Source organism: Kitasatospora sp. NPDC088548 (assembly GCF_044753005.1).
GTDB lineage: Bacteria > Actinomycetota > Actinomycetes > Streptomycetales > Streptomycetaceae > Kitasatospora.
Genome location: NZ_JBIVMI010000024.1, coordinates 97091 through 121547 on the forward strand (window position 1 = coordinate 97091; position 24457 = coordinate 121547).

General features: G+C 73.4%; 18 protein-coding genes and 1 tRNA gene. 10 read left to right on the forward strand and 9 right to left on the reverse strand.

The genetic code is table 11. From position 1 onward, the window contains the following. Positions 1–253 precede the first annotated feature (253 nt). Entirely contained in the window at positions 254–673 is a 420-nt protein-coding gene (gene mscL, locus ACIP82_RS27245; RefSeq protein ID WP_363606911.1) for a large conductance mechanosensitive channel protein MscL, read from the forward strand. Between the two features lie 33 nt (positions 674–706). Here the strand turns inward: mscL and ACIP82_RS27250 are convergent, their stop codons facing one another. Together ACIP82_RS27250 and ACIP82_RS27255 are read right to left on the reverse strand one after the other, a co-directional pair. Beyond that, positions 707–940 carry a hypothetical protein gene (locus tag ACIP82_RS27250; protein WP_400657052.1) on the reverse strand — a complete coding sequence of 78 codons (234 nt, stop codon included), beginning with the start codon at positions 938–940 and terminating at the stop codon, positions 707–709. A gap of 223 nt (positions 941–1163) precedes the next feature. Further along, the gene (locus ACIP82_RS27255; protein ID WP_363606909.1) at positions 1164–2135 is read right to left on the reverse strand and encodes a sigma-70 family RNA polymerase sigma factor; all 972 of its coding nucleotides are present in this window, start codon (positions 2133–2135) and stop codon (positions 1164–1166) included. Positions 2136–2597: 462 nt separating this feature from the next. Here ACIP82_RS27255 and ACIP82_RS27260 point away from each other — a divergent pair, with 462 nt between their 5' ends. Beyond that, on the forward strand, positions 2598–3455 hold the full coding sequence (locus ACIP82_RS27260) for a phosphatase PAP2 family protein (RefSeq protein ID WP_363606908.1): 858 nt from the start codon (positions 2598–2600) through the stop codon (positions 3453–3455). Positions 3456–3519: 64 nt separating this feature from the next. Here the strand turns inward: ACIP82_RS27260 and ACIP82_RS27265 are convergent, their stop codons facing one another. From ACIP82_RS27265 to ACIP82_RS27275, 3 genes are all read right to left on the reverse strand, one after another. After that, positions 3520–6027 carry an ABC transporter permease gene (locus tag ACIP82_RS27265; protein WP_400657054.1) on the reverse strand — a complete coding sequence of 836 codons (2508 nt, stop codon included), beginning with the start codon at positions 6025–6027 and terminating at the stop codon, positions 3520–3522. 332 nt (positions 6028–6359) lie between these two features. After that, positions 6360–6432, reverse strand: a tRNA-Arg gene (locus ACIP82_RS27270). Between the two features lie 428 nt (positions 6433–6860). Beyond that, positions 6861–7205, reverse strand: coding sequence for a protease inhibitor I42 family protein (locus ACIP82_RS27275; protein ID WP_363606906.1), 345 nt, complete (start codon positions 7203–7205; stop codon positions 6861–6863). Between the two features lie 599 nt (positions 7206–7804). Between ACIP82_RS27275 and ACIP82_RS27280 the strand changes: the two genes are divergently transcribed. Continuing rightward, positions 7805–9295: a glycosyltransferase family 39 protein gene (locus ACIP82_RS27280; RefSeq protein ID WP_363606904.1), complete on the forward strand. Its 1491-nt coding sequence runs from the start codon at positions 7805–7807 to the stop codon at positions 9293–9295. Positions 9296–9417: 122 nt separating this feature from the next. Further along, positions 9418–10404: a YhjD/YihY/BrkB family envelope integrity protein gene (locus ACIP82_RS27285; RefSeq protein ID WP_363606903.1), complete on the forward strand. Its 987-nt coding sequence runs from the start codon at positions 9418–9420 to the stop codon at positions 10402–10404. Positions 10405–10500: 96 nt separating this feature from the next. Here ACIP82_RS27285 and ACIP82_RS27290 read toward each other — a convergent pair whose 3' ends face one another. After that, complete coding sequence (locus tag ACIP82_RS27290; RefSeq protein ID WP_400657058.1) at positions 10501–12939, reverse strand: hypothetical protein; 2439 nt, start codon at positions 12937–12939, stop codon at positions 10501–10503. Positions 12940–13237: 298 nt separating this feature from the next. Here ACIP82_RS27290 and ACIP82_RS27295 point away from each other — a divergent pair, with 298 nt between their 5' ends. The 3 genes from ACIP82_RS27295 (at position 13238) to ACIP82_RS27305 (ending at position 15842) form a co-directional block, all read left to right on the forward strand. Next, complete coding sequence (locus ACIP82_RS27295; RefSeq protein WP_363606901.1) at positions 13238–13984, forward strand: GPP34 family phosphoprotein; 747 nt, start codon at positions 13238–13240, stop codon at positions 13982–13984. Positions 13985–14772: 788 nt separating this feature from the next. Further along, positions 14773–15636 carry a helix-turn-helix transcriptional regulator gene (locus ACIP82_RS27300; protein WP_363606899.1) on the forward strand — a complete coding sequence of 288 codons (864 nt, stop codon included), beginning with the start codon at positions 14773–14775 and terminating at the stop codon, positions 15634–15636. Continuing rightward, entirely contained in the window at positions 15633–15842 is a 210-nt protein-coding gene (locus ACIP82_RS27305; protein ID WP_363606898.1) for a DUF397 domain-containing protein, read from the forward strand. The genes ACIP82_RS27300 and ACIP82_RS27305 overlap by 4 nt, the downstream gene beginning before the upstream one ends. A 123-nt stretch (positions 15843–15965) precedes the next feature. On the opposite strand, the gene ACIP82_RS27310 is transcribed toward ACIP82_RS27305, so the two are convergent. Next, positions 15966–17081, reverse strand: coding sequence for an ADP-ribosylglycohydrolase family protein (locus ACIP82_RS27310; protein ID WP_363606897.1), 1116 nt, complete (start codon positions 17079–17081; stop codon positions 15966–15968). A 149-nt stretch (positions 17082–17230) separates the two neighbouring features. Further along, positions 17231–19804 carry a bifunctional FO biosynthesis protein CofGH gene (locus tag ACIP82_RS27315; RefSeq protein WP_400657060.1) on the reverse strand — a complete coding sequence of 858 codons (2574 nt, stop codon included), beginning with the start codon at positions 19802–19804 and terminating at the stop codon, positions 17231–17233. 181 nt (positions 19805–19985) lie between these two features. On the opposite strand from ACIP82_RS27315, the gene ACIP82_RS27320 reads away from it, so the two are divergent. From ACIP82_RS27320 to ACIP82_RS27330, 3 genes are all read left to right on the forward strand, one after another. After that, positions 19986–21302, forward strand: a complete 1317-nt coding sequence (locus tag ACIP82_RS27320; RefSeq protein ID WP_400657062.1) for an outer membrane lipoprotein carrier protein LolA — start codon at positions 19986–19988, stop codon at positions 21300–21302. Between the two features lie 77 nt (positions 21303–21379). Then, positions 21380–22369 (forward strand): ABC transporter ATP-binding protein, encoded by a 990-nt coding sequence (locus ACIP82_RS27325; protein WP_400657064.1) that lies wholly within the window; start codon positions 21380–21382, stop codon positions 22367–22369. Then, positions 22356–23291 carry an ABC transporter permease gene (locus ACIP82_RS27330; protein WP_400657066.1) on the forward strand — a complete coding sequence of 312 codons (936 nt, stop codon included), beginning with the start codon at positions 22356–22358 and terminating at the stop codon, positions 23289–23291. The genes ACIP82_RS27325 and ACIP82_RS27330 overlap by 14 nt, the downstream gene beginning before the upstream one ends. A gap of 44 nt (positions 23292–23335) precedes the next feature. On the opposite strand, the gene rarD is transcribed toward ACIP82_RS27330, so the two are convergent. Further along, positions 23336–24325 carry an EamA family transporter RarD gene (gene rarD / locus ACIP82_RS27335; RefSeq protein ID WP_363606891.1) on the reverse strand — a complete coding sequence of 330 codons (990 nt, stop codon included), beginning with the start codon at positions 24323–24325 and terminating at the stop codon, positions 23336–23338. Positions 24326–24457: the final 132 nt, after the last annotated feature.

Here is a 24457-nt window from a genome sequence, read left to right on the forward strand (position 1 = left end):
CGCAGCGGGAGGTGCCCCGGTTTCCGCCGATCCGGCGCGGCGTCGGCGGGTGGCACCGGCTGTGGCACCCCGTACGGCGGCGGGGCGGGGTGCCGGTTCTGGTCCTGCTCGCCGTGGTCACCGCGCTCGCCAGTGGACCGGCGCGAGCGGCGCTCTGGCCACCGGGAGCCGCGGCCCTGCACCAAACAGGTTGCCAATTGGGAAAGGAGGAAGATCACCCGTAACCGGACAACGACTTCGTCGTTCACGCGACATGAAAGGCTTCAAGGAATTCCTGCTGCGTGGAAATGTCGTCGACCTCGCCGTCGCCGTTGTCATCGGTGCGGCTTTCACCAACATCGTCAACGCCTTCGTCAAGGGCGTAATCAATCCGATCGTCGGTGTTTTCGGAGCCAAGGATCTGGCGTCCTACAGTTCCTGCCTCAAGGGTCCCTGTGCGGTCAGCGCGACCGGCGAGGTCACCTCCGGCGTCTTCATCCTGTGGGGCTCCGTGCTCAGCGCGGCCCTGCAGTTCCTGATCACCGCGGCCGTCGTCTACTTCTGCCTGATCCTGCCCATGACCAGGTTCGCCGCCAAGCGCAAGAGCCTCGCCGAGACGCAGATCGAAGCCGAGGCCAAGGAGGTCGTCCTGCTCACCGAGATCCGCGACGCGCTGGTCACGCGGGAGCGCTGACCGCCCCCGCCGACGGCGGACCCGTCGGCCCCTTCAGTCCCCGTGGTGCGGCGGGCGCTGGCTCAGGTACCAGTCCAGCCCCCGTCCGCCACCGCCCCCGGAGCCTGCTCCCGGGCGGTCGCCCCAGCCGGCGTCGGTGTCGTCCCGGGACTGCTGGTCCAGCGGGTCCCGGAAGACCAGCCGGGCCTTCGGCGCCTTCTTGTCCTCGTTCCCACGCTTGGCGCTCTCGGCGCTCTCGGCACCCCGTACCGAATCCTGCTCGCTCACCGACCCGCCTCCGTTGTTCACTGTCGTCCCGATCCCCTGCCGCTTCTACCCGTCCCCCACCTGCCCCTACAGCCTAGAAGCTCGCCGGGCCGCCGCCGTCGGCAGAGAACGGGCCTTGGTGCGGAGCGCTCCGCAGCACGGCCCGCCACGACGGTCACGGCACGCACAGCACACCCGCACGCGGCCTGCCGGCCGCTCCCCTCGGGCTGGGAGATCAGGCAGCTCAGGCAGCCTCGAAGCCCGAGTGGTCGGCGATCCGCTTCAGCTCGGCCAGCGCGTGCTTCTCGATCTGGCGGATCCGCTCACGGGTCAGCCCGTGCTGCTTGCCCACCTCGGTCAGGGTGCGCTCGCGGCCGTCCTCCATCCCGTACCGCGACCGGATGATCGATGCCGTACGGTCGTCCAGCCGCCCGATCAGACCGTCCAGCTCCTCACGGCGGAGCATGACCATCACGGCGTCCTCGGGGGAGGTCGCTCCGGTGTCCTCGACGAGGTCGCCGAACTGGGTCTCACCCTCGTCGTCGACCGACATATTGAGGCTGACCGGGTCCCGGGCCCAGTCCAGCACGTCCTTGATCCGCGCCTCGGTGGTGTCCAGCTCGGCCGCGATCTCGGCCGGCTCGGCCTCGCGGCCCAGCTCCTTGGACTTCTCCCGCTGCACCCGCCGGATCCGGCCCAGCTCCTCGACCAGGTGGACGGGCAGCCGGATGGTGCGCGACTGGTCGGCGATCGACCGGGTGATCGCCTGCCGGATCCACCAGGTGGCATAGGTGGAGAACTTGAACCCCTTGGCGTAGTCGAACTTCTCCACCGCCCGCACCAGGCCCGCGTTGCCCTCCTGGATGAGGTCCAGCAGGGGAAGGCCACTGCGCGGGTAACGGCGCGCCACAGCGACCACGAGACGGAGATTGGACCGGATGAAGACGTCCTTGGCGCGCTCGGCGTCCTCGGCTATCGCCTCCAGCTCCTTGCGCTTCACGCCTTTCGGCAGTTCGCCCGCTTCCAGCAGGTGCTGGGCGTACACACCGGCCTCGATCCGCAGCGAGAGCTCGACCTCCTCGGCGGCATCGAGCAGGGGCGTCCTGGCGATCTCGTCGAGGTACATACCGACCAGGTCGCGGTCGGCCTCAAGGTTGGTCGGGCGGGCCGCGCGAGTCCGGTCGGCCCTGTCGCGAACGACGGCACGGGTGGCCATGCTTGCTCCCTTTGCTGGTATTGCCGGGGTCTGCCTGCCTGCCCCGAGAGGGCAAGAAATGCGGGCCCCGCAGGGCTCACACGTAACGATCCAACGAACAGATTCCGGACAACATTCCCAAGTCGCTCAGATTCTTCCAGCGATGCAGTATCCTGCCGATTTTCACCCCGGTTTTGGACGGAGGGTGACCACCCCGGCACATCGGGTGCCAATCGAGCGACCGATTCGGAACGGACACCCCGTTGCGGCACACCGCTTCGCAACTCCTCCACATCGTGAACCCATGGGCCGCCGCCCACGTTCCCGCACTGTCCGGCCAACATTGCCGCCGGACCCGACGGCGAGCGCCTTCGCTTTCACCGGCGCACACACCCCGGCGTGCGCAAGTTCTCCGCACAAAAGATGCAAAATCGCTATCACCCCGCTGCCCGATCGGCCCGGCGCACTGGGAAGGTGTCAGCCATGCACCTGACCAACAGCGCATCCACCATCACCCCGCGTGACCGTCGCCTGCTCCGGTATTCGGCACTCGCGGTCGGCTGTGCCGCGTTGTTCGGCGTCCTGGCGGCCCTGGTGCAGACCGGCTGGCACCCGCTCAGCGCCCTCGACCACGGCTGGATCGACCGGATGCACCGCTACGCCCGGGAGCACACCGCCGGAACGGCCGCGGTGCAGACGCTCTCCGACATCGGCGGCACGATCACCATGCGTACGCTGCTGGGCATCGCCGCCCTCTGGCTCTGGCTGATCGGCGCGCGTGTGCTGGCCGGCTGGGTGGTCGCGCAGACCCTGGTCGGCTGGGGTGGCCAGTGGCTGCTGAAGCTCTCCTTCGACCGTCAGCGGCCGCACTTCAGCGACCCCGTCTCACACGCCGGCGGCCCGGCCTTCCCGTCCGGTCACGCGATGGCCTCCGCGATCACCTGCGCCGTCCTGGTCGGGCTGCTCTGGCCCCGGGTCGGGCGCGGCGGGCGCATCGCCGCCTGCGCCGTCGCCGCGGTGACCGTGCTGACGATCGGCTGGACGAGGACCGCCCTCGGGGTGCACTGGCCGAGCGACGTCCTCGGTGGCTGGCTGGCCGCCGGAATCGTGCTGGGTACGGTCACCACCGTCATCGAGCTCTGGCGCCCCGGCGCCCTGGCCCGGGACGTCCGACGGGTCAACTGGCGGACCAGGCCCCGGGTCCAGCGCGTCCTCGTCTCCCCGGCCGGCCCCGCCCCGGGTGGCCCGGCCCTCGACGGCACCCTCGGCAGCACTCTCGGCAATGCCTACGACAACGCCCTCGACGAGGGCACCGGTCACCCGGACAGCGCGGTCCGCTGACGCGCCTGCCGCGTGGCCGCTCCGGACGGCGGCCACGCGCTCGGCTGTCCTCGTCGGCCGGCCGTCAGACCGCCCGCATCGCGGCCACGACGGTCATCCGGCCGACCCGCCGGGCCGGCAGGACGGCGGCGGCGAGCCCGGTCAGCACCGTCAGCACCAGCGCCGCCAGCACCAGCAGGACCGGCGGGCCACCGGTCGTCCCCAGCGTGGAGGTGACCGACCGCGCGGCCGCCCAGCCGTAGGCCAGCCCGAGGCCGGTACCGACCAGCGCGCCCGCCGTCGAGAGCAGCACCGCCTCCAGGGTCAGCATCCGGCGCAGCTGCTGCCGGGACATCCCGATCGCCCGCAGCATGCCGATCTCCCGGGCACGCTCGCTGATGCTGAGCATCAGGGTGGCCGCGACACCGAGCCCGGCGATCAGGACCGAGAAGCCGAGCAGCGCCATGGTGATCAGCATCATCCGGTCGAGCAGCGAACGCATGGTCTCGGCCTGGGCAGCCGTGTCGACGACGTCGACGTGCGGATATCCGCCCAGCGCCCGGTCCATCGCCCGGCGGGCGGTGAGCCGGTCGGTGCCTTCGGCAGGGCTGATCCACACCGTGGTGACGGCCGCACCGGGGGCGAGCCGCTCCATGGTCGCCGGGGTCACGAACAGCGCGGCCCCGGTCTGGAGCGTGAACGGCAGGGCGCTGCGCCCGGGTTCGACCCGCAGGGTGGTGCCGGGCTGTCCCACCGCCCCCGCGACCTGGTGCGCACCGGCCGCACCGGTGCCCGCCGGACCGTCCCCGAAGCCGGTCAGCGCGGCGCCGTCGGCCAGCGCGCGGGCCCGGTCGACGCCGTCGGCGGTCGCGTTGAGCCGGGCCGGGTCGGCGCCGGCCACGAGCAGACTGCGGCCGTCGACCTCCAGGGTGGCCGAGCGGACGGGTGTGACGATCAGTCCGGGCTCCGCACCGAGCGCGGTGACCGCCCCGGCGGGCAGCGGAGTACCACCGGTGGCGGTGGCCGAGAAGACACCGGGCTGGCGGGCGGAGAACGCCGGCACCAGGGAGTTGGAGGTGATCTCCAGCGCGGTGACGGCGCTGACCATCACCGTCACACCGAGCAGCAACGCCGACCCGGTGGCCCCGGTCCGGGCCGGGTTGAGCCGCAACTGCTGCGTGGCGAGCCGCCCCGCCGTGCCGCAGAGCCGTCGGGCCGGTGCCCCCAGCGCGGCGACGACCGCGGGCAGCAGTCGGTGGCAGAGCCGCAGCACGCCGAAGAAGCTGCTGATCGCACCGAGGGTGACGGCGAGCAGCGACAACGGCGGTCCGGCCACCACCCCGGCCGCCAGCAGACCGACGCCCGCCACCAGCAGCAGCACGGACAGCGCGGCGGCGCGCAGCCGGGCCGTACCGCTGCCGGCGCTGTGCGCGCCGCCGAGCGCGGCGATCGGCGGCACCGCCGCGGCGGCCTTCGCCGGGCCGCGTACGGCGAGAACGGTGAGTGCGACGCCGAACAGCCCGGCCAGCACACAGGTGAGCGGGGACGGCATGAGCGAGAGGTGCACCGGTCCGAGGTCGACGGTGCCGGCCAGCGCCGTCCCGACCGCGCACAACCCGGTGCCGAGCAGCACTCCGGCGGCCGACGCGCCCGCGCCGAGCAACAGGCCCTGACGGCGGATCAGTCGCCGGATCTGGGCACGGTCGGCGCCGACACACCGCAACAGGGCGAGCTGGCGGGTCCGCTGCGCCAGCACGACGGCGAAGGTGTTGCTGACCACCATGCGCGCGACGGCGAGGGCGATCAGCACGAACGACAGCGCGGCTATCAGCACCACCCCGTAGAGCGTGCGGCTCTGCTTGGTCGCCTCGGCGACGGAGGCCTCCCGGGTGCGGACCTCCGTCTGGCCGTCGAGGACGCCGCGCAGCGCCTCGGCGGTCTGCGAGCGGGAGGTGCCGGGAGCGAGGCGGAGGTCGAGCCGGGTGCCGCTGACGCCGGTCGCGTACCGCTCCACCTGCCCGTCCGGGACGGCGACCACGGGCCGGCCGGCGAAGCTGGGCGCGCCGCGCCCGTCCAGGGTCCCGACCAGCCGGACGGTGGCGGTGCCGCCGTCGGCCAGGGCCAGCCGGACGTCCGCACCTGGCGCGGCGTCGATCCGCCGCGCGGTCTCGGCGTCGAGCAGCACCTCGCCGGGGCCGCCCGGCCACCGGCCGTCCTTGAGCAGTTGCCACCGCAGGGCCGGGTCGGACGCCACGGAGCTCACCACGGCGGTCTCGTCCAGCGGCAGACCGGCCGGGGTCAGTACGCCGCCCCTGCCGGTCTGCCGCAGCGAGACCTCCGTCACCCCGGCCACCTGCCGCACCCGGGCGGCCGTCCCCTCGTCCAGCACACTCTGCGCCGTGGCCCCGGTCACCTGGAGATCGCCCGGCCCCACCTCGGCGGCCGCCGTCTGGCTGAAGGAGTCCACCAGCGCCCCGCTCCCGCTGACCGAGGCGATCAGAAAGGCCACGCCCATCGCGATCGCCGCCCCGGTGAGGAACAGTTGCCGAAGCTGTCCGCGCAGCTCGGCCATGGTGTACCTGTACGTCGTCATCGTTCCTCGGTTTCACGCCTCTGATCAGCCATGATGCGCCGTCAGGATCATGAAGAGCCTACGGAGCGACAGCGTCCGCTTCCGTCGCCACAACGTCGGTTCCTTGATCATCCCCGAGGCGGACCCCGTCCCGTCCGGCCTCCTCCCCCGGGCGTAGGCCGACCCTCACCTCCCCCGAAACCCGGCCCGGGCCCACGGCCGGCGAACCGGCGGCGGGGGCGGCGGCGCTTCCCGGGCGGCCCCGCCCCGACCACGTGTACCGCATGTGCGCCGGAACGCCACAGGCCCTCCAGTCCGGGTGGGCGGAGGGCCTGTGACCTGTGCGTTCTCTGTGCCCCAGGCAGGATTCGAACCTGCGACACCGGCTTTAGGAGAGCCGTGCTCTATCCCCTGAGCTACTGAGGCGGGGCTTGTCAAGGACCTTGCCGAAACCCGGAAGGGGCTTCGGGCTGGTTGGACAAACGCCCTGGTCAGGCAGTGGGCACGCGCTCCCGGCGACACCCGGGGAAGGGTGGCGCCCGTGTCCGCAGCGGGACAGCCGACTGACCGATGACAGACTAGCGGATCGGACTGCCGGAGATCTCCCCCCGCTGCGCCCCGGCCCCTGTTCTGTTTGTCGACACCTCGCTGATCTGCGTGTTTGCCGGCCGGGTGGCGCTGCCCGGGCGGTGACCCCGGCCGCCCAGGCGGAGCGGCTCCCCCGAGATCGCGGCCGCGTGCGGCCACGAGGTGGCGGCACCGCCCGGGTGGTCGGCGGTTCAACCGGGGGAACGCCGCGGCTCCGGCCGGTCGAAGGCCCGACTCCCGGGCGGTACCGCCCAGATCCCCCGAGCTCAGTCAGCCGGCACGATCTCGATGGTGAACAGGACCGGTTCCCCGTCCGGCTGGCCCTGCTGCTCATGCTCGAACCTCAGCTCCCCGGTTCCGGGCCGCACGGCACGGAACAGGAAGGAGTGGGCTCCCGACGAACCCGGGATCTTGCCGGACAGTTCGGCGTCGCTGAGCAGCTCGAACGACTCCGGGCCCCCGATCAGCGGCGTGTAGCGCCAGTCGGATCCGATGCTGGCGTTGGTCTCCAGGTCCACCACGACCAGCCCGTTGAGCTGGACCTGGAGCGGCCTGCCCAGGTCCGCCTGGGACAGGACGAGGAACTGCGTCGGCGCGGTGACAGACGTCATCGTCATTCGCTCCTTCCGAGAACGCGGGACCCGGACACGATCACGGGTTCACGAGAGCCGTGACCCTGCTCGTCCGATGTCTTCGGAGCGGCTTCCCCCGCGCGCCCCCGCATGCCGGTGACATGGTCCCGGGCGCAGCTCCGGCCCCGCGTTCCCCAGCGTAGGCACGCGGGCACCCGTCCTCATCCGTACCGGCCATTCGGGTGAACGGATGCCTGTGGGGCCTCGGCCGCGGGCGGATCGTCCTGGTGTCTCCGGTGCGGGGACCACCCACCCGGCGAGGCCGGAACCCACGACCGGCTCGACGTCGGTGCCGACGCGTTCGGCACGTCACCGGATCGACCGGCCGCTTCGGGGATCCGGCCGATCCGGCCCCGCCCCATCGTCACTGTCGGCCCTCGATCGGCCGCCGCTCGGCGGTTGTGCCGAGCGGATCCGGCGGGGCCGGACGGGCCGGGCGGCTGGAGGGCCGGGTGGCGATGGGGCGTCAGGAGCAGTCCAGTAGCCTGCGAAGGACCCAACCGCTCCATCGCCACGACGAGGCCTGCCCGATGAGACCAGCTGCCGCTTCGAGCACGGTTGTCCGACTGCTGGGGCAGGTGTGGCTGTGGCCGGCGCTGGCCATGCTCGCGGTCGGGACGTACCGGCTCGGGACGCCCGAGCTGTGGCGGGACGAGGTGGCGACCTGGACGGTGGCCACCCGGTCGCTCGGTGATCTGCTCCGGCTGCTGCAGCACATCGATGCCAGCAACGGGGCCTACTACCTGCTGATGCACGGCTGGACGGCGCTGTTCGGCGACTCGGCGATCGCGCTGCGGCTGCCCTCGGTGCTGGCGATGGCCGGCGCGGCGGCGTTCGTGGCGCTCACCGCGGAGCGGCTGTTCGGCGGGCGGGTCGCGGCGATCGGCGGGGGGCTGCTGTTCACGGTGGTGCCGCTGGTCTCGCGGTACGCGCAGGAGGCCCGCTCGTACGCGCTGGTCACCTGCGCGGTCGCGGCGGCCACCTGGTTCCTGCTGCGTGCGCTGGAGCGGCCGGGGCTGCGGCGCTGGGCGCCGTACGGCGTGGCGATGGCGGCGGCGGGCGCGGGGCATCTGATCTCGCTCAGCACCCTCGCCGGGCAGCTGATGGTGGTGGCGCTGCACCTGTGGCGCACCCGGGGCGCGGTGGAGCGGCGGCTGTTCTGGCAGTACCCGCTGGCGGTGGGTGCGGCGGCGCTGCCGGTGGTGCCGGTGGTGGTGCTGGGCAGCCGGCAGTCGGGCCAGCAGCTGGGCTGGATAGGGACGCCCTCGCTGAGCGAGCTGTGGCACTTCGGTGAGCCGCTGTTCGGCTCGGCCTCGGTGTTCCACAGCTTCGTCCTGCTCGCGCTGCTGGTGCTGGTGCTGCCCGCGCGGCGGCTGCCCGCCCTCCAGCTGCTGCTGCTCGCGGTGGTGCCGGTGGTGGGCGTCTGGCTGGTGTCACGCGGCAGCACCTCGTACTTCGTCGACCGGTATCTGCTGTTCACGCTGCCCGCCTGGGCGGCGCTGGGCGGTGGCGGGGTCCGCGCGGTGTACACGACGGTGGCGGCCGCGGCCCGGCGCAGCCGGACGCCGGGGCAGCTCCGGGCCGCCGGGGCGCTGCTGGCGGTCGGGTTGCTCGCGGTGCCCGCGCTGGTGGCGCTGCCCAAGCAGTCCTCGGTGCGGTACGCGGGTTCGCACTCGCGCTCGAAGGAGCCCTACCGGGCGGCCGCCGGGCTGATAGCGGCCGGGTACCGGCCCGGGGACGGGCTGGCGGCCCCGCTCGGCGACCAGAGCTGGGCGATGATCTGGGCGGGTGTCTCCTACTATCTGCCGGACGGTGTGCGGCCGTCCCCGGTCTTCGTCGAGCGCAGCGCCCTCCAGGCGGAGGGCCTCTTCCCGGTCGGCTGTCCGCGGCCCGCCGAGTGCGTGGGGCAGGGGCAGCGCATATGGCTGCTGGTGCTCGGGGACACCGCCGATCCGCTGGCCGCGATGCCGGAGGACCAGGCGCGGGTGCTCCGGTCCCGGTACGGCGCGCCGGGCCGGGTGACGCCGCTCGGCGGGGTGACGCTCGCGCTGCTGGACCGTACCGGCTGAGCCTGCGGTCCGTTCGCGGGCGCGCGGCCCGGATGCGGGTGGCCGGGGGCCGGGTGACCATGGAGCCCGGTGATCAGGGCGCCCCGGACGCCCGTCCGGCGGCGGCCGAGGAGGACGAGCCCGTGAGCGAGCAGCCGACCGGTCCGCCCCCGGGCGACGACGGCAGCGGCGGGCGCGGGACCGGCGGCAGCGGCAGCGCAGGCGGGGACGGGAAGCCCCCGGACGGCGGGAAGTGGCGGCGGACGGCCCGGCTGCGGGAGCGGTCGGCGGAGCTGACGCGGTTCGCGCGCGGGCTGCCCGACCAGGTGCCGCTGGTGGGCCGGGCGGTCGGCCAGCTGCTGCGGGTGAACCTGCTGGACTGCGCCACCCGGCTGGCCGCCCAGGCCTTTCTGAGCGCACTGCCCGCGCTGTTCGTGGTGTCGGTGTTCGCCCCGACGGCGATCCGCACCGGTGTGCTGGACTCGCTCCGTACCGAGCTTGGCGTGCAGGGGGCGGCGCAGCAGTCGCTGCAGCAGCTGCTGGCGACGAGCCACGAGGAGGACACCGGCTTCGGGGTGGTCGGCGCGCTGGTGACGCTGCTGTCGGCGACGGCGCTCAGCCGGGCGATGCAGCGGGTCTGCGAGCGCTGCTGGGAGCTGCCGAGGGCGGGCACGCGCCTGGCGGCCTGGCGCTGGCTGGTCTGGCTGGCGGTCTGGCTGATCTGGCTGGCCTTGCAGACGCCGGTACGGGACGGTTTCGGCGCGGGCGCCTGGCTGGGGCTGCCGCTGGCCTTCCTGAGCACCACCGCGCTCTGGTGGTGGACGCAGCACCTGCTGCTGGGTGGCCGGGCGCGCTGGCTGCCGCTGCTGCCGGGGGCGCTGCTCTGCGGGGTGACGGTGATGGCCCTCGGGGTGGCGGCGCGGATCTATCTGCCGCACGCGATGGCGAAGAGCGTGGCGGAGTTCGGCGCGTACGGGGTGATCTTCACCGGTCTGTCCTGGCTGATCGTGCTGTTCGCCGGGTTGACGCTGGCGCTGGCGCTGGGCCGGGTGGTGGCGGAGGAGGAGCCGGTCGCGCACGTTCTGGGCACCCGCACCGAACCGGGCGTCTGGGGCGGCACCCGGTTCTGACCGCGCGTTCCGGCGGCGCCCGGGGCCGGAACGGCGGGAGGGGGAGCCGGCCGGGCCGGCTCCCCCTCCGTCAGGGCCTCAGGGGCCGGTGGCCGCTCAGAGCGTGCGGGTGAGCCGGGAGAGGATGGACGGCGGGGTCAGGTCGGACTGGAGGACCACCGGGACCTCGACCCGGTTGTCGCCCTCGCCCGAGCGCAGAACGCCGACCTCGGTCCCGGCCTGGGCCTTGTGGCCGATCTTCGCCGGGTCCAGGGTGAGGGTGGCGGTGATGCCGGGGAAGCCGGCCACCGTGAGGTCCTTGGCCGCGACGACCGGGACCTTGCCGCCGAGCCCGTCGTCGACCTGGCCGACCACGTCGCCCTGCTTGACGGGGGTCTGTCCGGTCAGCCCGTTCTGGGCGGCCTGGATCTGCTTGGCGCTGACGTTCTGGACCACCTTGAGGATGCCCTCGGTGGCGGTCGCGGGCTGGCCGAGGGTGACGCCGAGGATCAGCCGCCTGACGCCGCCGATCTCCTTGTACGCGGCCCACATCAGGCAGCCGCCGGCCGGGGTGCTGGAACCGGTCTTGACACCGATGATCCCGTTCTTCGGGGAGATCAGCTGGTTGGTGTTGTAGATCTTCTGGCCGTTGAAGGTGGTGTCGGGGGTGGAGACGATCTGCCGGAAGACCTCGTTCTGCATGACCCGCTCGGCGAGCTTCAGCTGGTCCTTGGCGGTGCTCTTGGTGTCGGCGATGAACCCGGCCGGGTCGGCGTAGACGGTGTTGGTCATACCGAACGCGGCGGCGGTGTCGTTCATCTTCTTCACGAACGCCTCCTCCGAGCCGGAGTCCCAGCGGGCGAGCAGCCGGGCCACGTTGTTGGCGGAGGGGAGCATCAGCATCTCCAGCGCCTCGTACTGGGTGAGCTGCTGGTTCTCGACGAGGGTGACCTTGGACTCGTCGACGTTGCCGGACTCCTGGGCGGCCTGCTTGTCGACGGTGATCTTCGGGCCGCTCTCCCCCTTCTTCAGGGGGTGCGCCTGGAGGATCAGGTAGGCGTTCATGACCTTGGTGACGCTGGCGATCGAGGCCGGCGTCTCCGGGCCGGAGCTGCCGAGGCTGCCGACCCCGACCACCTCGGCGGCGGACTGCCCCTTGGCGGGCCAGGCGAGGTCGAGCGGGTCGCCGCCGAAGGCGAAGCTGCCCGGGGAGGTCGACTTCACCCTGGTGTTCGGCAGCGGCCGGAGCAGCTGGGCGGTCGCCACCGCGCCGAGGACGACGGCCAGGAAGACGGTCCAGATGGTGATCCGCTTGAGCGCGCGGCGAAGCGGCGAGACCGGGCGGGCGTTGAGCGCCGCCAGGACCTCCATGGCCTCGGCCGTCGTCTCCGGCCTCGGCATCGGCTCGGGGACGGGCAGCGGCTCGGGCCTCGGCAGCGGCGGTGCGGGCGGCACCGGCTGCCGGTCGGGCGTGGGGAGCGGCTCGGGGACCGGGACCGGTACGGGCTTCGGGGCCGGCTTGCGGGCGGGCTCGGGCTTCGGTGTCGGCTCCGGCTCGGGCTCCGGCTCAGGGACGGGCTCCGGCTCGGGGACGGGCTCCGGCTCGGGGACGGGCTCCGGCTCGGGGACGGGCTCCGGCTCGGGGACGGGCTCGGGAACGGGCTCGGGCTCCGGCCCGGGAACGGGGGCCGGACCGGGCAGCGGCTTCGGCGCCGGCGGTTCGGGGACGGTACCGGCGGCGGGGGCCCGGGACGCCCGGGGCTTCTCCGGTTTCCCGGCCGGCTCGGACTCGGCGGGCTCGGCGGGCTGCTCGGGCTGTTCGGCGGCCTCCGTCTCGGCCTGGTCCGCGTTCCGAACGTCCTCGGCCTTCTCGGCCTTCTCCGTTTCCTCTTCCTCGGGCTTCTCGCCCTTCTCCGCCTTCTCGACGTCCGCGGCCTCGGCGGCGCCCTCGGCAGCTCCCCCGGCGCCCGCGGCACCCCCGGACCGGTCCGCCTCCGGTGCGTCGGCCGTCTTCTCCACCGCCTTCGCGACCCCTCCCGCCCCGGCCGCCACGGCCGTCCGGATCGCAAGACGCGGATCGACGGCGGCCGGGCGCTCGGCCGGCGCGGCGGCGGCACCCGTCGGCGTTCCGGCCGCCTCTTCACCGCTCTCACCGCCGTCACCTGCGGAACCGTCAGGGCCCACCGGCCTCAGCACCTCATCGGGCAGGCGCAGCGCGGTGGTCGCGTTGTCGACCGGCAGGCGCAGCATGGTGGTTCGGGTGTCCACATCCCGGACACGGAGCTGCACGGTCGAGCCGGCCTTCGCCGCTCGCGGCGCACCGCCCGCCGCGGGTTCGGCGGCGCCGTCGGCCCCGGTTCCGTCGGCGGCCCCGGTTCCGTCGGCGGCCTCGGCTGCGTCGGCGTCGTCCGGCTCGGCCGGAGCCGCGGCCCTCGCCGCCGAAGCGGCGGCCGGAGCGCCGGCCGGAGCGGTACCGGTGCCGACACCGGCCCGCTCGCGGTCCCGCTCCTGCTCCCGCTCGCCGTCCCGCAGCACCCTGTCGGGGGACTCGCCCACGTAACCCAGCCTCCTCAACGCCCGGCGGGGCACCAGCAGACCCGATTTCGGGAAGCCGACGCCCCGCCCCATGTACCAGTACAGTCTCCGCCACCGGCGGCCGTTCCGACCGCCCACACCCCGCCCGACCGGCGCGTATTGTCGCCGCACGGCCGCACTCCGGGCTGTCCCCCGGTCAGACGCCCACCCTGCCGCCGCCGGTTCCCCGGCCCCGCCGCAAGGTCACGATTCGGAGGCGTACTCGACAAGCCCGTGTGAGAGGCGTCACGCTGTCATTCATCCACGCGGGGAGGCTTGGATGGGCAAGAGCCGCAGAACTGTTCCCGAGGAACTCTTGTTGCTCGCTTTGGACCCGACCACGGGCACCACGGCGCAGCCGCAGACCCTCGACCTCGGACTTGCCGGGGCACAGCTCGTCGAGCTGTCCCTGGCCGGACGGATCGTCCCGGAGGGAGACCGGATCGCCGTGGTGCTGCCACGGCCGACCGGCGACCCGACGCTGGACCACGCACTGGAGTTGCTGCGCCGACGCGGCAGCCCGGTTCGCGCTGCGCACTGGATCGGCGGGCCCCGGCTGGGGCTGCGGCAGACCTATCTGGCGCACCTGGAACGGTGCGGCATGGTGACCGCCGTGCCGGGCCAGGTGTGCGGGGTCCTGCCGACGACGCGCTATCAGGCGTCCGACGACTGCACCAACGCCGCGATAAAGCAGCGGCTGGACACCGCGATCCGCACCGGCGTGCCGCCGGACCCGCGGACGGCCGCGCTCGCGGCCCTGGCCCACTCGGTGGGTCTGGGCAAGCACCTGTACCCGGGCAACGAGGGGCGGTCGTCGCGGTCCCGGCTGCGCGATCTGATCCGCTACGACCCGCTGGGCGGGATGGTCGCGCACGCCGTGATGGACGTGCAGAACGGCCTGCCGGCCCAGCAGAACCGCTCGCCGCAGGGCGGCGCCCCGGCCGGCACCGGCCGTCCGGGTCAGCGCACGGCGGGTCGCGGCGCGGCCGGCGGGCGGGCCACACCGTCCCGCGTCGGCGTCCGCTGACGGAGACTCCCGAGGGCTCCGGCCGCACCACCGACGCCGACCGCGTCACCGACCGCACCGACCGCACCGACCGCACCGACGGCCGTGTCGACAGACGCACCGGCCGTCGGTCGTCGGGCCGGTCCCACGGCCCGACGAACCGGTCCCATGGCCCGCACGGCCCGTCCGGCGGCCCGTACGGCCGCGCAGGTTCCCGGCGGGAACGTCGTCCGGCGCGCGAGGCGGCGCGCGGCGCATCGCTCGCGCCGCCAGTCCGCGGCGGGCTCCCGAGTGAGTCACCCGGGTGAGCAACCCCGGTGACAGCGGCGGGACCGAGCAGTACCCAGCAGGGAAGAGGGGCGATCGCCCGCGACGGAAGTCGCCCGGCGACCGCCCCTCTGCCGTCCCCGCACCCGGCCCGGATGCCATGGCGGAGACCGGTCCACAACACCCGGGCACGTGCCATCAGCATGTGCGTCAGCGGATACCGTCTCCGCAACACCCGTTCACCGCCACCGCGGCCCGGCCGCGGCACCACCACCGCACCACGCACCACGGCAGCACCACCGCCATCGCACCATCACCGCACTACCGGATCGAGCCGCACCACCGCCATACCATCCGGAGGCACCCGCCGTCTCGCCGAAGCGCTTTTCTGATGATCCGATCTACCGCGCTCATGCGATTCCCCGGCGCCGACCTGATCCAAGGTGACATGCTGCTCCAAGTCAGGGGGGTTGGTCCCAATTTCAACAGTGTTCCGAGGGCTGCCGGTCCAACGATCACCCGAGGTCCGGCCGGAGGTCGACGTGTCCGCGAACATCAATCCCACCGTGCGCCGCAGGCGCCTTGGTTCCGAACTCCGCAAGCTGCGCGAGGGCCTGGCGATGACGGCCGAGGAGGTGGCCGGCCGGCTGATGGTCTCCCAGTCGAAGATCAGCCGCCTGGAGAACGGCCGCCGCAGCATCAGCCAGCGCGATGTGCGCGACCTCTGCGACGTCTACAACGTGACCGACGAGCAGATGCGCGCCAGTCTGATGGAGATGGCCAAGGAGTCGCGCCAGCGCGGCTGGTGGCACGACTTCAACGACATGCCGACCCCGTACAGCGTCTACATCGGGCTGGAGGCCGAGGCCTCCTCGATCCGCGCGTACGAGTCCTCGTTCGTCCCCGGCCTGTTGCAGACCGAACAGTACGCGCAGGCCGTGGTGGAGGGCACCCAGCCGGACACCGACGCGCTCTCCGTGCAACGGCGGGTCCAGGTCCGGATGAAGCGCCAGGACCGCGTCCACGGGGAGAACCGGCTGGGCAGTCTCTGGACGGTGATAGACGAGGCGGTGCTGCGCCGGGAGGTCGGCAGCCGTGAGGTGATGGCCGGCCAGCTGAAGCACATGCTGGAGCTGAGCCAGCGCTCCAACATCACCATCCAGGTGATCCCGTTCTCGCACGGTGCCCACCCCGGTATGACCGGGACATTCTCCCTGTTGGAGTTCCCCGAGTCAGCCGATTCGACGGTTGTCTACTTCGAAGGGGTGACGAGTGATCTCTACCTCGAGAAGGACGCGGACGTGCGCCGCTATACCAGTCTCTACGACCACCTGCGCGCAGCGGCGCTCGGGGTGGCGGAGAGCCGGTCACTGATAGCCACGATTGAAGAGGGATACCACGAATGAGCACCACCTTCGAGAACAGGACGGCCTGGCGGAAGAGCAGTCACAGCGGCGGCAACGGCGCCTGTGTGGAGATCGCCACCCCGCTGGCGGACGCGGTGTCGGTCCGGGATTCCAAGGATCCGGAAGGCCCGCAACTGCACTTCTCGTCCGACGCCTGGAATGCCTTCGCCACCGCCGCCGGGACAGGGGCGTTCGGCGGATTCTGATCCTGGCCCGGTCCCGTCCGGGTCCGGGGGTCCGTTCTCGGCCCAGTTGCCCGTAGCGGTGCCCGTCGCCCTCCCCCGGCGACGGGCACCGCTACGGGCAACTGTGCGTCCTGGAAGCGGCGTTCAGCCCAGCACCGGATAGCGGGTGGCCCAGGCGGCGCCCTCCGGGGTCTCCTGGCCGTGCAGTTCGGGGCCGTGCATCAGTTCCAGGACGAAGTCGTCGGCCAGTTCCAGGATCGCCCCGCGCCCCTCCACACCGGCCACCAGGCCGGGCGGCAGCGCGGTGTCACCGTGCAGCACCCCGAGCAGGTTGCCGCAGATCGCGCCGGTGGAGTCGCTGTCCCCGGAGTGGTTCACCGCCAGCAGCAGGCCCGACCGCACGTCGTGGGCGACCAGCGCGCAGTACACCCCGATCGCCAGCGCCTCCTCGGCGACCCAGCCCTCCCCCAGCGCCTCGACCCGCTCGGCGGACGGCTCGCCCGCCCGGACGGCGTCCAGCGCGGCCCGCAGCGCGGCCGTGGTCTCCTCGTGCGCCGGCCGCTCGGAGAGCAGGGCCAGCGCGAGGTGGACGCCCTCCTCCAGGGTGCCGCCGCGGGCCACGGTCTGGACGATCACCGCCAGTGCCCCGGCCGAGAGGTAGCCGGTGGGGTGGCCGTGGGTGAGCACCGAGCACTCCACCGCCAGCTGGAACACCAGGCCCGGCTCCCAGGTGGTGAGCAGCCCGAACGGCGCGGCCCGCATCACCGTGCCGCAGCCCTTGGAGTGCGGGTTCTTGGGTGCGTCCAGGGTGCCCAGCCGGTCGGCGTCCGGCCCGGAGAGGCCGGAGAGGCAGGCCTGGCCGGGGGCCCGCTGGGCGTACAGCCACTCCTCACGGCCGAGCCAGCCGAGGTCGGCCCGGCGCTCGTCCGGGCCCCAGTCGCGCTGGGTGGCGGCCCAGCGCAGATAGGCGAGGTGGATGTCGGTGGGCGGGTGCCAACTGCCGGTGTCCCGGCGGACATGGGCGCGGATCAGGCCGTCGAGGGTGAACAGCACCATCTGGGTGTCGTCGGTGATCGCGCCGCTCCGCCCGTACGCGGGGACGTAGCCGGTCACCCCGTGCGGGCCGTGCACCGCCCGTATCCTGTCCAGCGACTCGAACTCGATTCCGGCGCCGAGCGCGTCGCCGATCGCCCCGCCGAGCAGACAGCCCCGCACCCGGCTGCGGAAGTCCTGCTGCTGTGCGCGTGACCACAGTGGCATCACGACGAGGTGCCTTTCGTCCGGGGAACAGGCGCGCGACGCACGGCCGGTCGCGCGCCTTCGCACTGTATTCGAATGCCCGAACAAGTCGAGGGGTTCCCTCGGGCACCAGCACTTCCACGAACCGCCGCACAGCTCTGGCAGGTGCCCTACTCCAGCACCGGCAGCAGCTCCGGCAGGTGCCCGTCCGAGGCCAGCGCCGCGGCCCGGCGCTCGGCGGGCACCTCGCCGTAGGTGGTGGTGCGCTGGCGGTGCGGCCGGCCGGCCGCCTCGGCGATCGCCTGGAGGTCCCGGACGGACTTGTAACTGCCGTACGCGGAACCGGCCATCCGCGAGATGGTCTCCTCCATCAGGGTGCCGCCCAGGTCGTTGGCGCCCGAGCGGAGCATCTCGGCCGCGCCCTCGGCGCCCAGCTTGACCCAGCTGGTCTGGATGTTGGGGATGTGCGGGTGGAGCAGCAGCCGCGCCATCGCCACCACGGCCCGGTTGTCCCGGGCGGTCGGGCCGGGCCGGGCGATGCCGGCCAGGTAGACCGGCGCGTTGGTGTGGATGAACGGCAGTGTCACGAACTCGGTGAAGCCGCCGGTGCGCTGCTGGATCCCGGCGAGCAGCCGCAGATGCCCCAGCCAGTGCTCCGGGGTGTCCACATGGCCGTACATCATCGTGGACGAGGAGCGGATGCCCAGCTCGTGCGCGGTGGTGACGACCTCCACCCAGGTCGCGGCGGGCAGTTTGCCCTTGGTGAGCACCCAGCGGACCTCGTCGTCCAGGATCTCCGCCGCCGTACCCGGGATGGTGTCCAGGCCCGCCTCCTTGGCCTGCTGGAGCCAGTCGCGGATCGAAAGCCCGGTGCGGGTGGCGCCGTTGACCACCTCCATCGGCGAGAAGGCGTGCACATGGATGCCGGGCACCCGCTTCTTCACCGCCCGCGCGATGTCGAAGTAGGCGGTGCCGGGCAGGTCCGGGTGGATGCCGCCCTGCATGCAGACCTCGGTGGCGCCGACCTCCCAGGCCTGCGCGGCCCGGTCGGCGACCTGCTCCAGCGAGAGGGTGTAGGCGTCCGCGTCGGTGCGGCGCTGGGCGAAGGCGCAGAACCGGCAGCCGGTGTAGCAGACGTTGGTGAAGTTGATGTTCCGGGTGACGCAGTAGGTGACGTCCTCGCCGACCGCCGACCGCCGCACGTCGTCGGCGATCCGGCAGAGCGCGTCCAGCGCCGGGCCGTCCGCGTGGAACAGCGCCAGCGCCTGCTCGTCCGTCAGCTTCACCGGGTCGTCGGCGGCCACCGCCAGGGCCTCGCGCAGATCGCCCGCCGGCCGCTCGGGCGCGCCGTTCGCGCCCACCTGCTCGCGCAGCACCTCCCAGTCGCCGTAGACGTCCTCGAAGTCGGCCCGGCGGTCGCCGGTGCGGCCCTCGGTGTCGATGGCGGTGTGCAGGTCGGTCCGCCCGTAGGAGGCGGGCAGGTCCTCCGGCTCCTGCCAGGGCCGGCCCTGGACCACCGCGTCCGGGCGGGCCAGCCCGGTCTCCGGGTCGGCCAGCGCCCGGACGTGCGGCAGCACCCGCGGGTCCAGCCAGGGCTCGCCGTGCCGGACGTACTCGGGGTAGACGGCGAGGCGTTCCCGCAGTTCGAAGCCGGCGGCGGCCGAGTGCCCGGCGAGGCGGTCGATCTGCGGCCAGGGGCGCTCGGGGTTCACATGGTCGGGTGTCAGCGGCGAGACGCCGCCCCAGTCGTCGATCCCGGCGCCGATCAGCCGCTCGTACTCGCCGTCGACCAGGTTCGGCGGGGCCTGGAGGCAGGCGGCCGGGCCCATGATGTGCCGGGCCACCGCGACCGTGGCCACCAGCTCGTCCAGTTCGGCGTCGGGCATGCCGCGCATCGCCGTGTCCGGCTTGGCGCGGAAGTTCTGCAGGATCAGCTCCTGGATGCCGTGGTAGGCCCGGGAGACCCGGCGCAGCGCGAACAGCGACTCGGCGCGCTCCTGGTACGTCTCGCCGATGCCGATCAGCAGGCCGCTGGTGAACGGGACGGAGCTGCGCCCGGCGTCCTCCAGCACCCGCAGCCGGACGGCCGGCTCCTTGTCGGGCGAGCCGTGGTGCGGGCCCCCGGGCTCGCTCCAGAGGCGGGTGGCGGTGGTCTCCAGCATCATGCCCATCGAGGCCGAGACCGGCTTGAGCCGCTGGAAGTCCGTCCAGCCGAGCACCCCGGGGTTGAGGTGCGGCAGCAGGCCGGTCTCCTCCAGGATGCGGATGGACATCGCCCGGACGTAGGCGATGGTGTCGTCGTAGCCGTGCGCGTCCAGCCACTCGCGCGCCTCGGGCCAGCGGTCCTCGGGCTTGTCGCCGAGCGTGATCAGGGCTTCCTTGCAGCCCAGTTCGGCGCCGCGCCGGGCGACGTCCAGCACCTCGTCCGGCGACATGAACATCCCGTGTCCGGCCCGTCGCAGCTTGCCGGGCACGGTGGCGAAGGTGCAGTAGTGGCACTTGTCGCGGCAGAGCCGGGTGAGGGGGATGAAGACGCTCTTGGAGTAGGTGATGACGCCGGGCCGCCCGGCCGCCGCCAGCCCCGCGTCGCGTACCCGTGCGGCGCTCGCGCACAGGTCGCGCAGGTCGTCGTCTCTGGCCTGGAGCAGGACCGCCGCCTCGGTCGCGTCCAGCGCGACACCGTCCCGGGCACGGCGCAGGGCGCGCCGCATCGCGTTCGCAGTCGGGGTGCTTGTTGCGTCCATGGCGCGACCCTACGCCAGTTCTCGTACGTCCGGAGGAGGCAGACCCTGAGGGCGTCTCAGGGTCGGCTGCGACACCGGGACTACCCCGATCTGGCCCTGCAGAGCGATGCCTCCACGGGCCGGTGGCCGTGTAATGGAGGGGCACAGGCAGTCGGTCACGGCTACGGAGGGGTTGCTCGTTATGACGGACGACACGACGACCGAGGACTACCGGGGCGGCGGCGCGCCGTACCGGTCCGGGCGGCGTACGGCGGTGCGGGTGGTGGTACCGGTGGCGGTGGCGGGGGTGATCGCCGCGGGGATCGGCCTGGTGCCCGCGCTGGCGGACGACTCCCCGCCGAACCTGCCCGCGCTGACGGCCGAGCAGGTGGTGGCGAAGGTGCTCGGTTCGCAGGCGCAGACGCTCTCCGGCACGGTCTCGGTCTCGGCCGACCTCGGGGTGCCCAGTCAGCTGCTGGGGGCGGCGGCCGGCGGCGCGGTCGCGGGCGGCGGCGGTTCCGGGTCCTCCTCCTCGGCCGCGCCGGGGGCGAAGCTGGGCGGTCTGCTCGGCGGCGACCACACCCTGCGGGTGGCGGTGGCCGGGCCGGACCGCCAGCGGGTCGACCTGATCGAGAACCTGGCCGGGTACACGCTCGTCCACAACGGTGACCAGGCCTGGGCCTGGGACAGCTCCACCAACGAGGCGGTCCACCTGACGCTCCCGCAGGGCGCCCATCCCCAGGGCGCCCATCCCCAGGGCGCCCGGCCGGAGGGCGTCCCGCTGACCGGGGTGCCGACCACCCCGCAGGAGGCCGCCCGCCAGTTCCTCACGGCGGGCGCGGGCACCACCGCCGTCACCGTGGACGGCACGGCGAGCGTGGCCGGGCAGAAGGCGTACCAGCTCTCGGTGAAGCCCACCCGGTCCGGTTCGACGATCGGCGAGGTCCGGATCGCGGTGGCCGCCGACAACGGAGTGCCGCTCGCGGTGGTGGTCAAGGGCGCCGACGGCGGCACCGTGCTCGACGTCCACTTCACGGACGTCTCCTTCGCCGAGCCGGCCGCCAGGACCTTCGACTTCTCGGTGCCCAAGGGCGCCAAGGTGACGGAGCAGAAGACGGACGGGCCGCAGGGCGGGCAGGCCGGCCAGGGCGGTCACGCCGCGCCGGACGCGCCGGACGCGCAGGGCGGGCCGGCGGGCCGGGGCGGCCACGCCGGGCCGGCCGGCCTGAACGTGGTCGGCGAGGGCTGGACGGCGGTGCTGAGCGCCCAGCTGCCGACCGGCGAGGTCACCGTGCCGAAGGAGGCCAAGCCCGGGCGGCACGACGGCAAGGGCCAGGGGCAGAACGGCCACGGCGGGGGCCAGAGCCTCCAGTCGCTGGTGAAGGCGCTGGGCAAGCCGGTCGGGGGCGGCACGCTGATCAGCACCAAGGTGCTGAACGTGCTGGTCACCGAGGACGGCCGGGTCTTCGCGGGCGCGGTGACGCTCCCGGTGCTGCAGAGCGCGGCCGGGGTGAAGTAGGAGTGACGAAGACTCCCGTAACGGGGGACGTTACGGAGTCGGCCGGGGGCCGGGGCGCCGAGACGCGCCCGGCCCCCGTGGCCGTTCCCGCCGCCGTCCCGTCCGCTGCCCCGTCCGGCGTCCCGTCCGACGACGTGATCAGGACCAGGGGCCTGACCAAGCGCTTCCGGGGCGGCCAGCTCGCCGTGGACGGGCTGGACCTGACGGTGCCCAGGGGCTCGGTCTTCGGCTTCCTCGGGCCCAACGGCTCCGGCAAGACCACCACCATCCGGATGCTGATGGGCCTGATCGCGCCCACCGCGGGTGTGGCGACGGTGCTCGGCGAGTCGATGCCGCAGTCCGTCTCCACGGTGCTGCCCCGGGTCGGCGCGCTGATCGAGGGCCCGGCGCTGTACGGCTTCCTCTCCGGCCGGGACAACCTGGCCCGGTTCGACGCGGCCGACCCGACGGCCGACCCGCGCACCCGGCAGCGGCGGGTCACCGAGGCGCTGGAGCGGGTCGGGCTGACGGCCGCCGCCGGCAAGCGGGCCCGGGCGTACTCGCTGGGCATGAAGCAGCGGCTCGGCCTGGCCGCGGCGCTGCTCCAGCCGCGCGAGCTGCTGGTGCTGGACGAGCCGACCAACGGCCTGGACCCGCAGGGCATGCGGGAGATCCGGGCGCTGGTCCGGGAGGTCGCGGCGGAGGGCACCACGGTGTTCCTCTCCTCCCACCTGCTGGACGAGATCGAACAGGTCTGCACGCACGCGGCGGTGATGTCGCGCGGCCGGCTGGTGGTGCAGGGCACCGTCGCCGAACTGGCCGCCCGGGCCCAGGGCCGGCTGGTGGTCCGCACGCCGGACGTGGCACGGGCCGCCGAGGTGCTGGCGGCGCACCGGGTCGCGGCGGTGACGGCCGGGGAGGGCCGGGTGGACGGCGAGCTGGGGGCGCTCTCCGACGAGGTGCTGCCCGGGCTGTGCGCCGCGCTGGTCGGGGCCGGGGTACGGGTCCACGGCTTCGGGGTCGAACGCGGGACGCTGGAGGACGCCTTCGTGGCACTGACCGGGGAGGGCTTCGATGTCGCGGGCTGAGCAGGCTGAGCAGGTCGGGCGGGCTGAGAAGGTCGGGCAGGTCGGGCCCGGCGAGCGGATCGGGGTGGCCGCGCCTCCGGTCGGCCGGCGGCCGCAGACGGCGGCCGGGTTCCTGGCGCTGTTCCGCAGCGAGCTGCGGCTGACCTTCCGCCGGGTCCGGACCATGGTGCTGCTGGCGATCCTCGCGGTGCTGCCGGTCCTGATCGGCACGGTCGTCAGGATCGAGACGGACGGGCCGCGCGGCGGCGAGGGCCCGGCCTTCATCGCCCAGGTGACCCAGAACGGCCTGTTCCTGGTGTTCACCGCGCTGGCGGTGGCGCTGCCGGTCTTCCTGCCGATGACGGTCGGCGTGGTCGCCGGGGACTCCGTCGCGGGCGAGGCGGCGGGCGGCACGCTGCGCTATCTGCTGGTCGCGCCGGCCGGCCGGACCAGGCTGCTCGCCGCCAAGTTCACCGCCGGGCTGGTGTTCTGCCTGGCGGCGACCGCGACGGTCGCCCTGGCGGCGCTCGCCACCGGCGCGGCGCTGTTCCCGCTCGGCGATGTCACGCTGATCTCCGGGGACACCATCGGCCTCGGCTCGGCCCTGCTGCGGGCGGTGCTGGTGGCCGGTGTGGTGGCCGCCTCGCTGGCCGGGCTGGTGGCGATCGGGCTGTTCATCTCGACGCTCACCGGCAGCGGCATCGCGGCGATGGCCGCCACCGTCGGCCTGGTGATCACCGTCCAGATCCTCGACAGCTTCCCGCAGCTGCACGCGATCCAGCCGTTCCTCTTCACCCACCACTGGCTGAGCTTCGGGGACCTGCTGCGGGAGCCGATGTACTGGGACGGTGTGCTGAAGAACCTCGGGCTCCAGGCCGCGTACGTCGCCGTCTTCGGCTCGGCCGCCTGGTCGCGCTTCTCCAGCCGGGACATCACGGCGTAGGACGGCGGGGGCTTCCCGGCGCCGGGAAGCCCCCGCCGGGCGGTTCAGCGGGTGGCCGCCGGAGCGGTGGCGGCCTCGGTGCCGGCCCCCGCGGCGAGCCCCGCGGCGAGCGCGGCCCGCTCCGCGCGGTCCGCCCGCACCCGGCGCAGCGCGTCCCAGGTGAGCAGCGCCAGCGCGGCCCAGACCAGGGCGAAGCCGGCCCAGCGGGCGGGCGGCATGGACTCGTGGAAGACCGCGATGCCGATCAGGAACTGGAACACCGGCGCCAGGTACTGCAGCAGCCCGAGCACGGTGAGCGGCACCCGGACCGCCGCCGCGCCGAAGCAGAGCAGCGGGATCGCGGTGATCACCCCGCTGAGCATCAGCAGCCCCGAGTGGCCCCAGCCGAACGAGCCGGCCACGGTGTGCCCGAAGGTGCCGCGTCCGCTGATCTCCAGGTAGACCAGGTAGCCGACCGCGAACGGGAACATGAAGGCGCTCTCGGCCGCCAGGCTCTCCAGCCCGCTCAGCCCGACCTTCTTCTTCAGCAGCCCGTAGGTGGCGAAGGAGAGCGCCAGGGTCAGCGCGATCCAGGGCAGCCGCCCGTACCCGACGGTCAGCACGGCCACCGCGAGGGCGCCGACCCCGACGGCCGTCCACTGCGCCACCCGCAGGCGCTCCTTGAGCACCAGTACGCCGAAGGCGATGGTCACCAGGGGGTTGATGAAGTAGCCGAGGCTGGTCTCGACGACGTGCCCGGCGTTGACGGCCCAGATGTAGACGCCCCAGTTGACCGAGATCACGGCGGCGGCCGCGCCCAGCATGGCGAGTCGGCGGGGCTGGCGCAGCAGCGGGCGTATCCAGCCCCAGTGCCGCTGGGCGATCAGCAGCAGCACCACGGCGACCAGTGACCAGACCATCCGGTTGGCCAGGATGTCGTCGGCGGCGCCGGGCTCCAGCAGCGGCCAGAACAGGGGGAAGAGCCCCCACATCCCGTAGGCGGCGACGCCGTACCAGAGGCCCCGGCCGGCCTCCCGCTGATCTGTCTCCGGCATGACGGCCTGCCCTCCGAAACGCGCGCGTGTGTCGAGCCGACGGTAGCGGGCGGGAAGGCAGACTGTCATCTCCGTATTCGGTTTTTGGTCATGACATTGCCGGGCGGGGCCTGTCGGGCGGGGCCGGTCGGG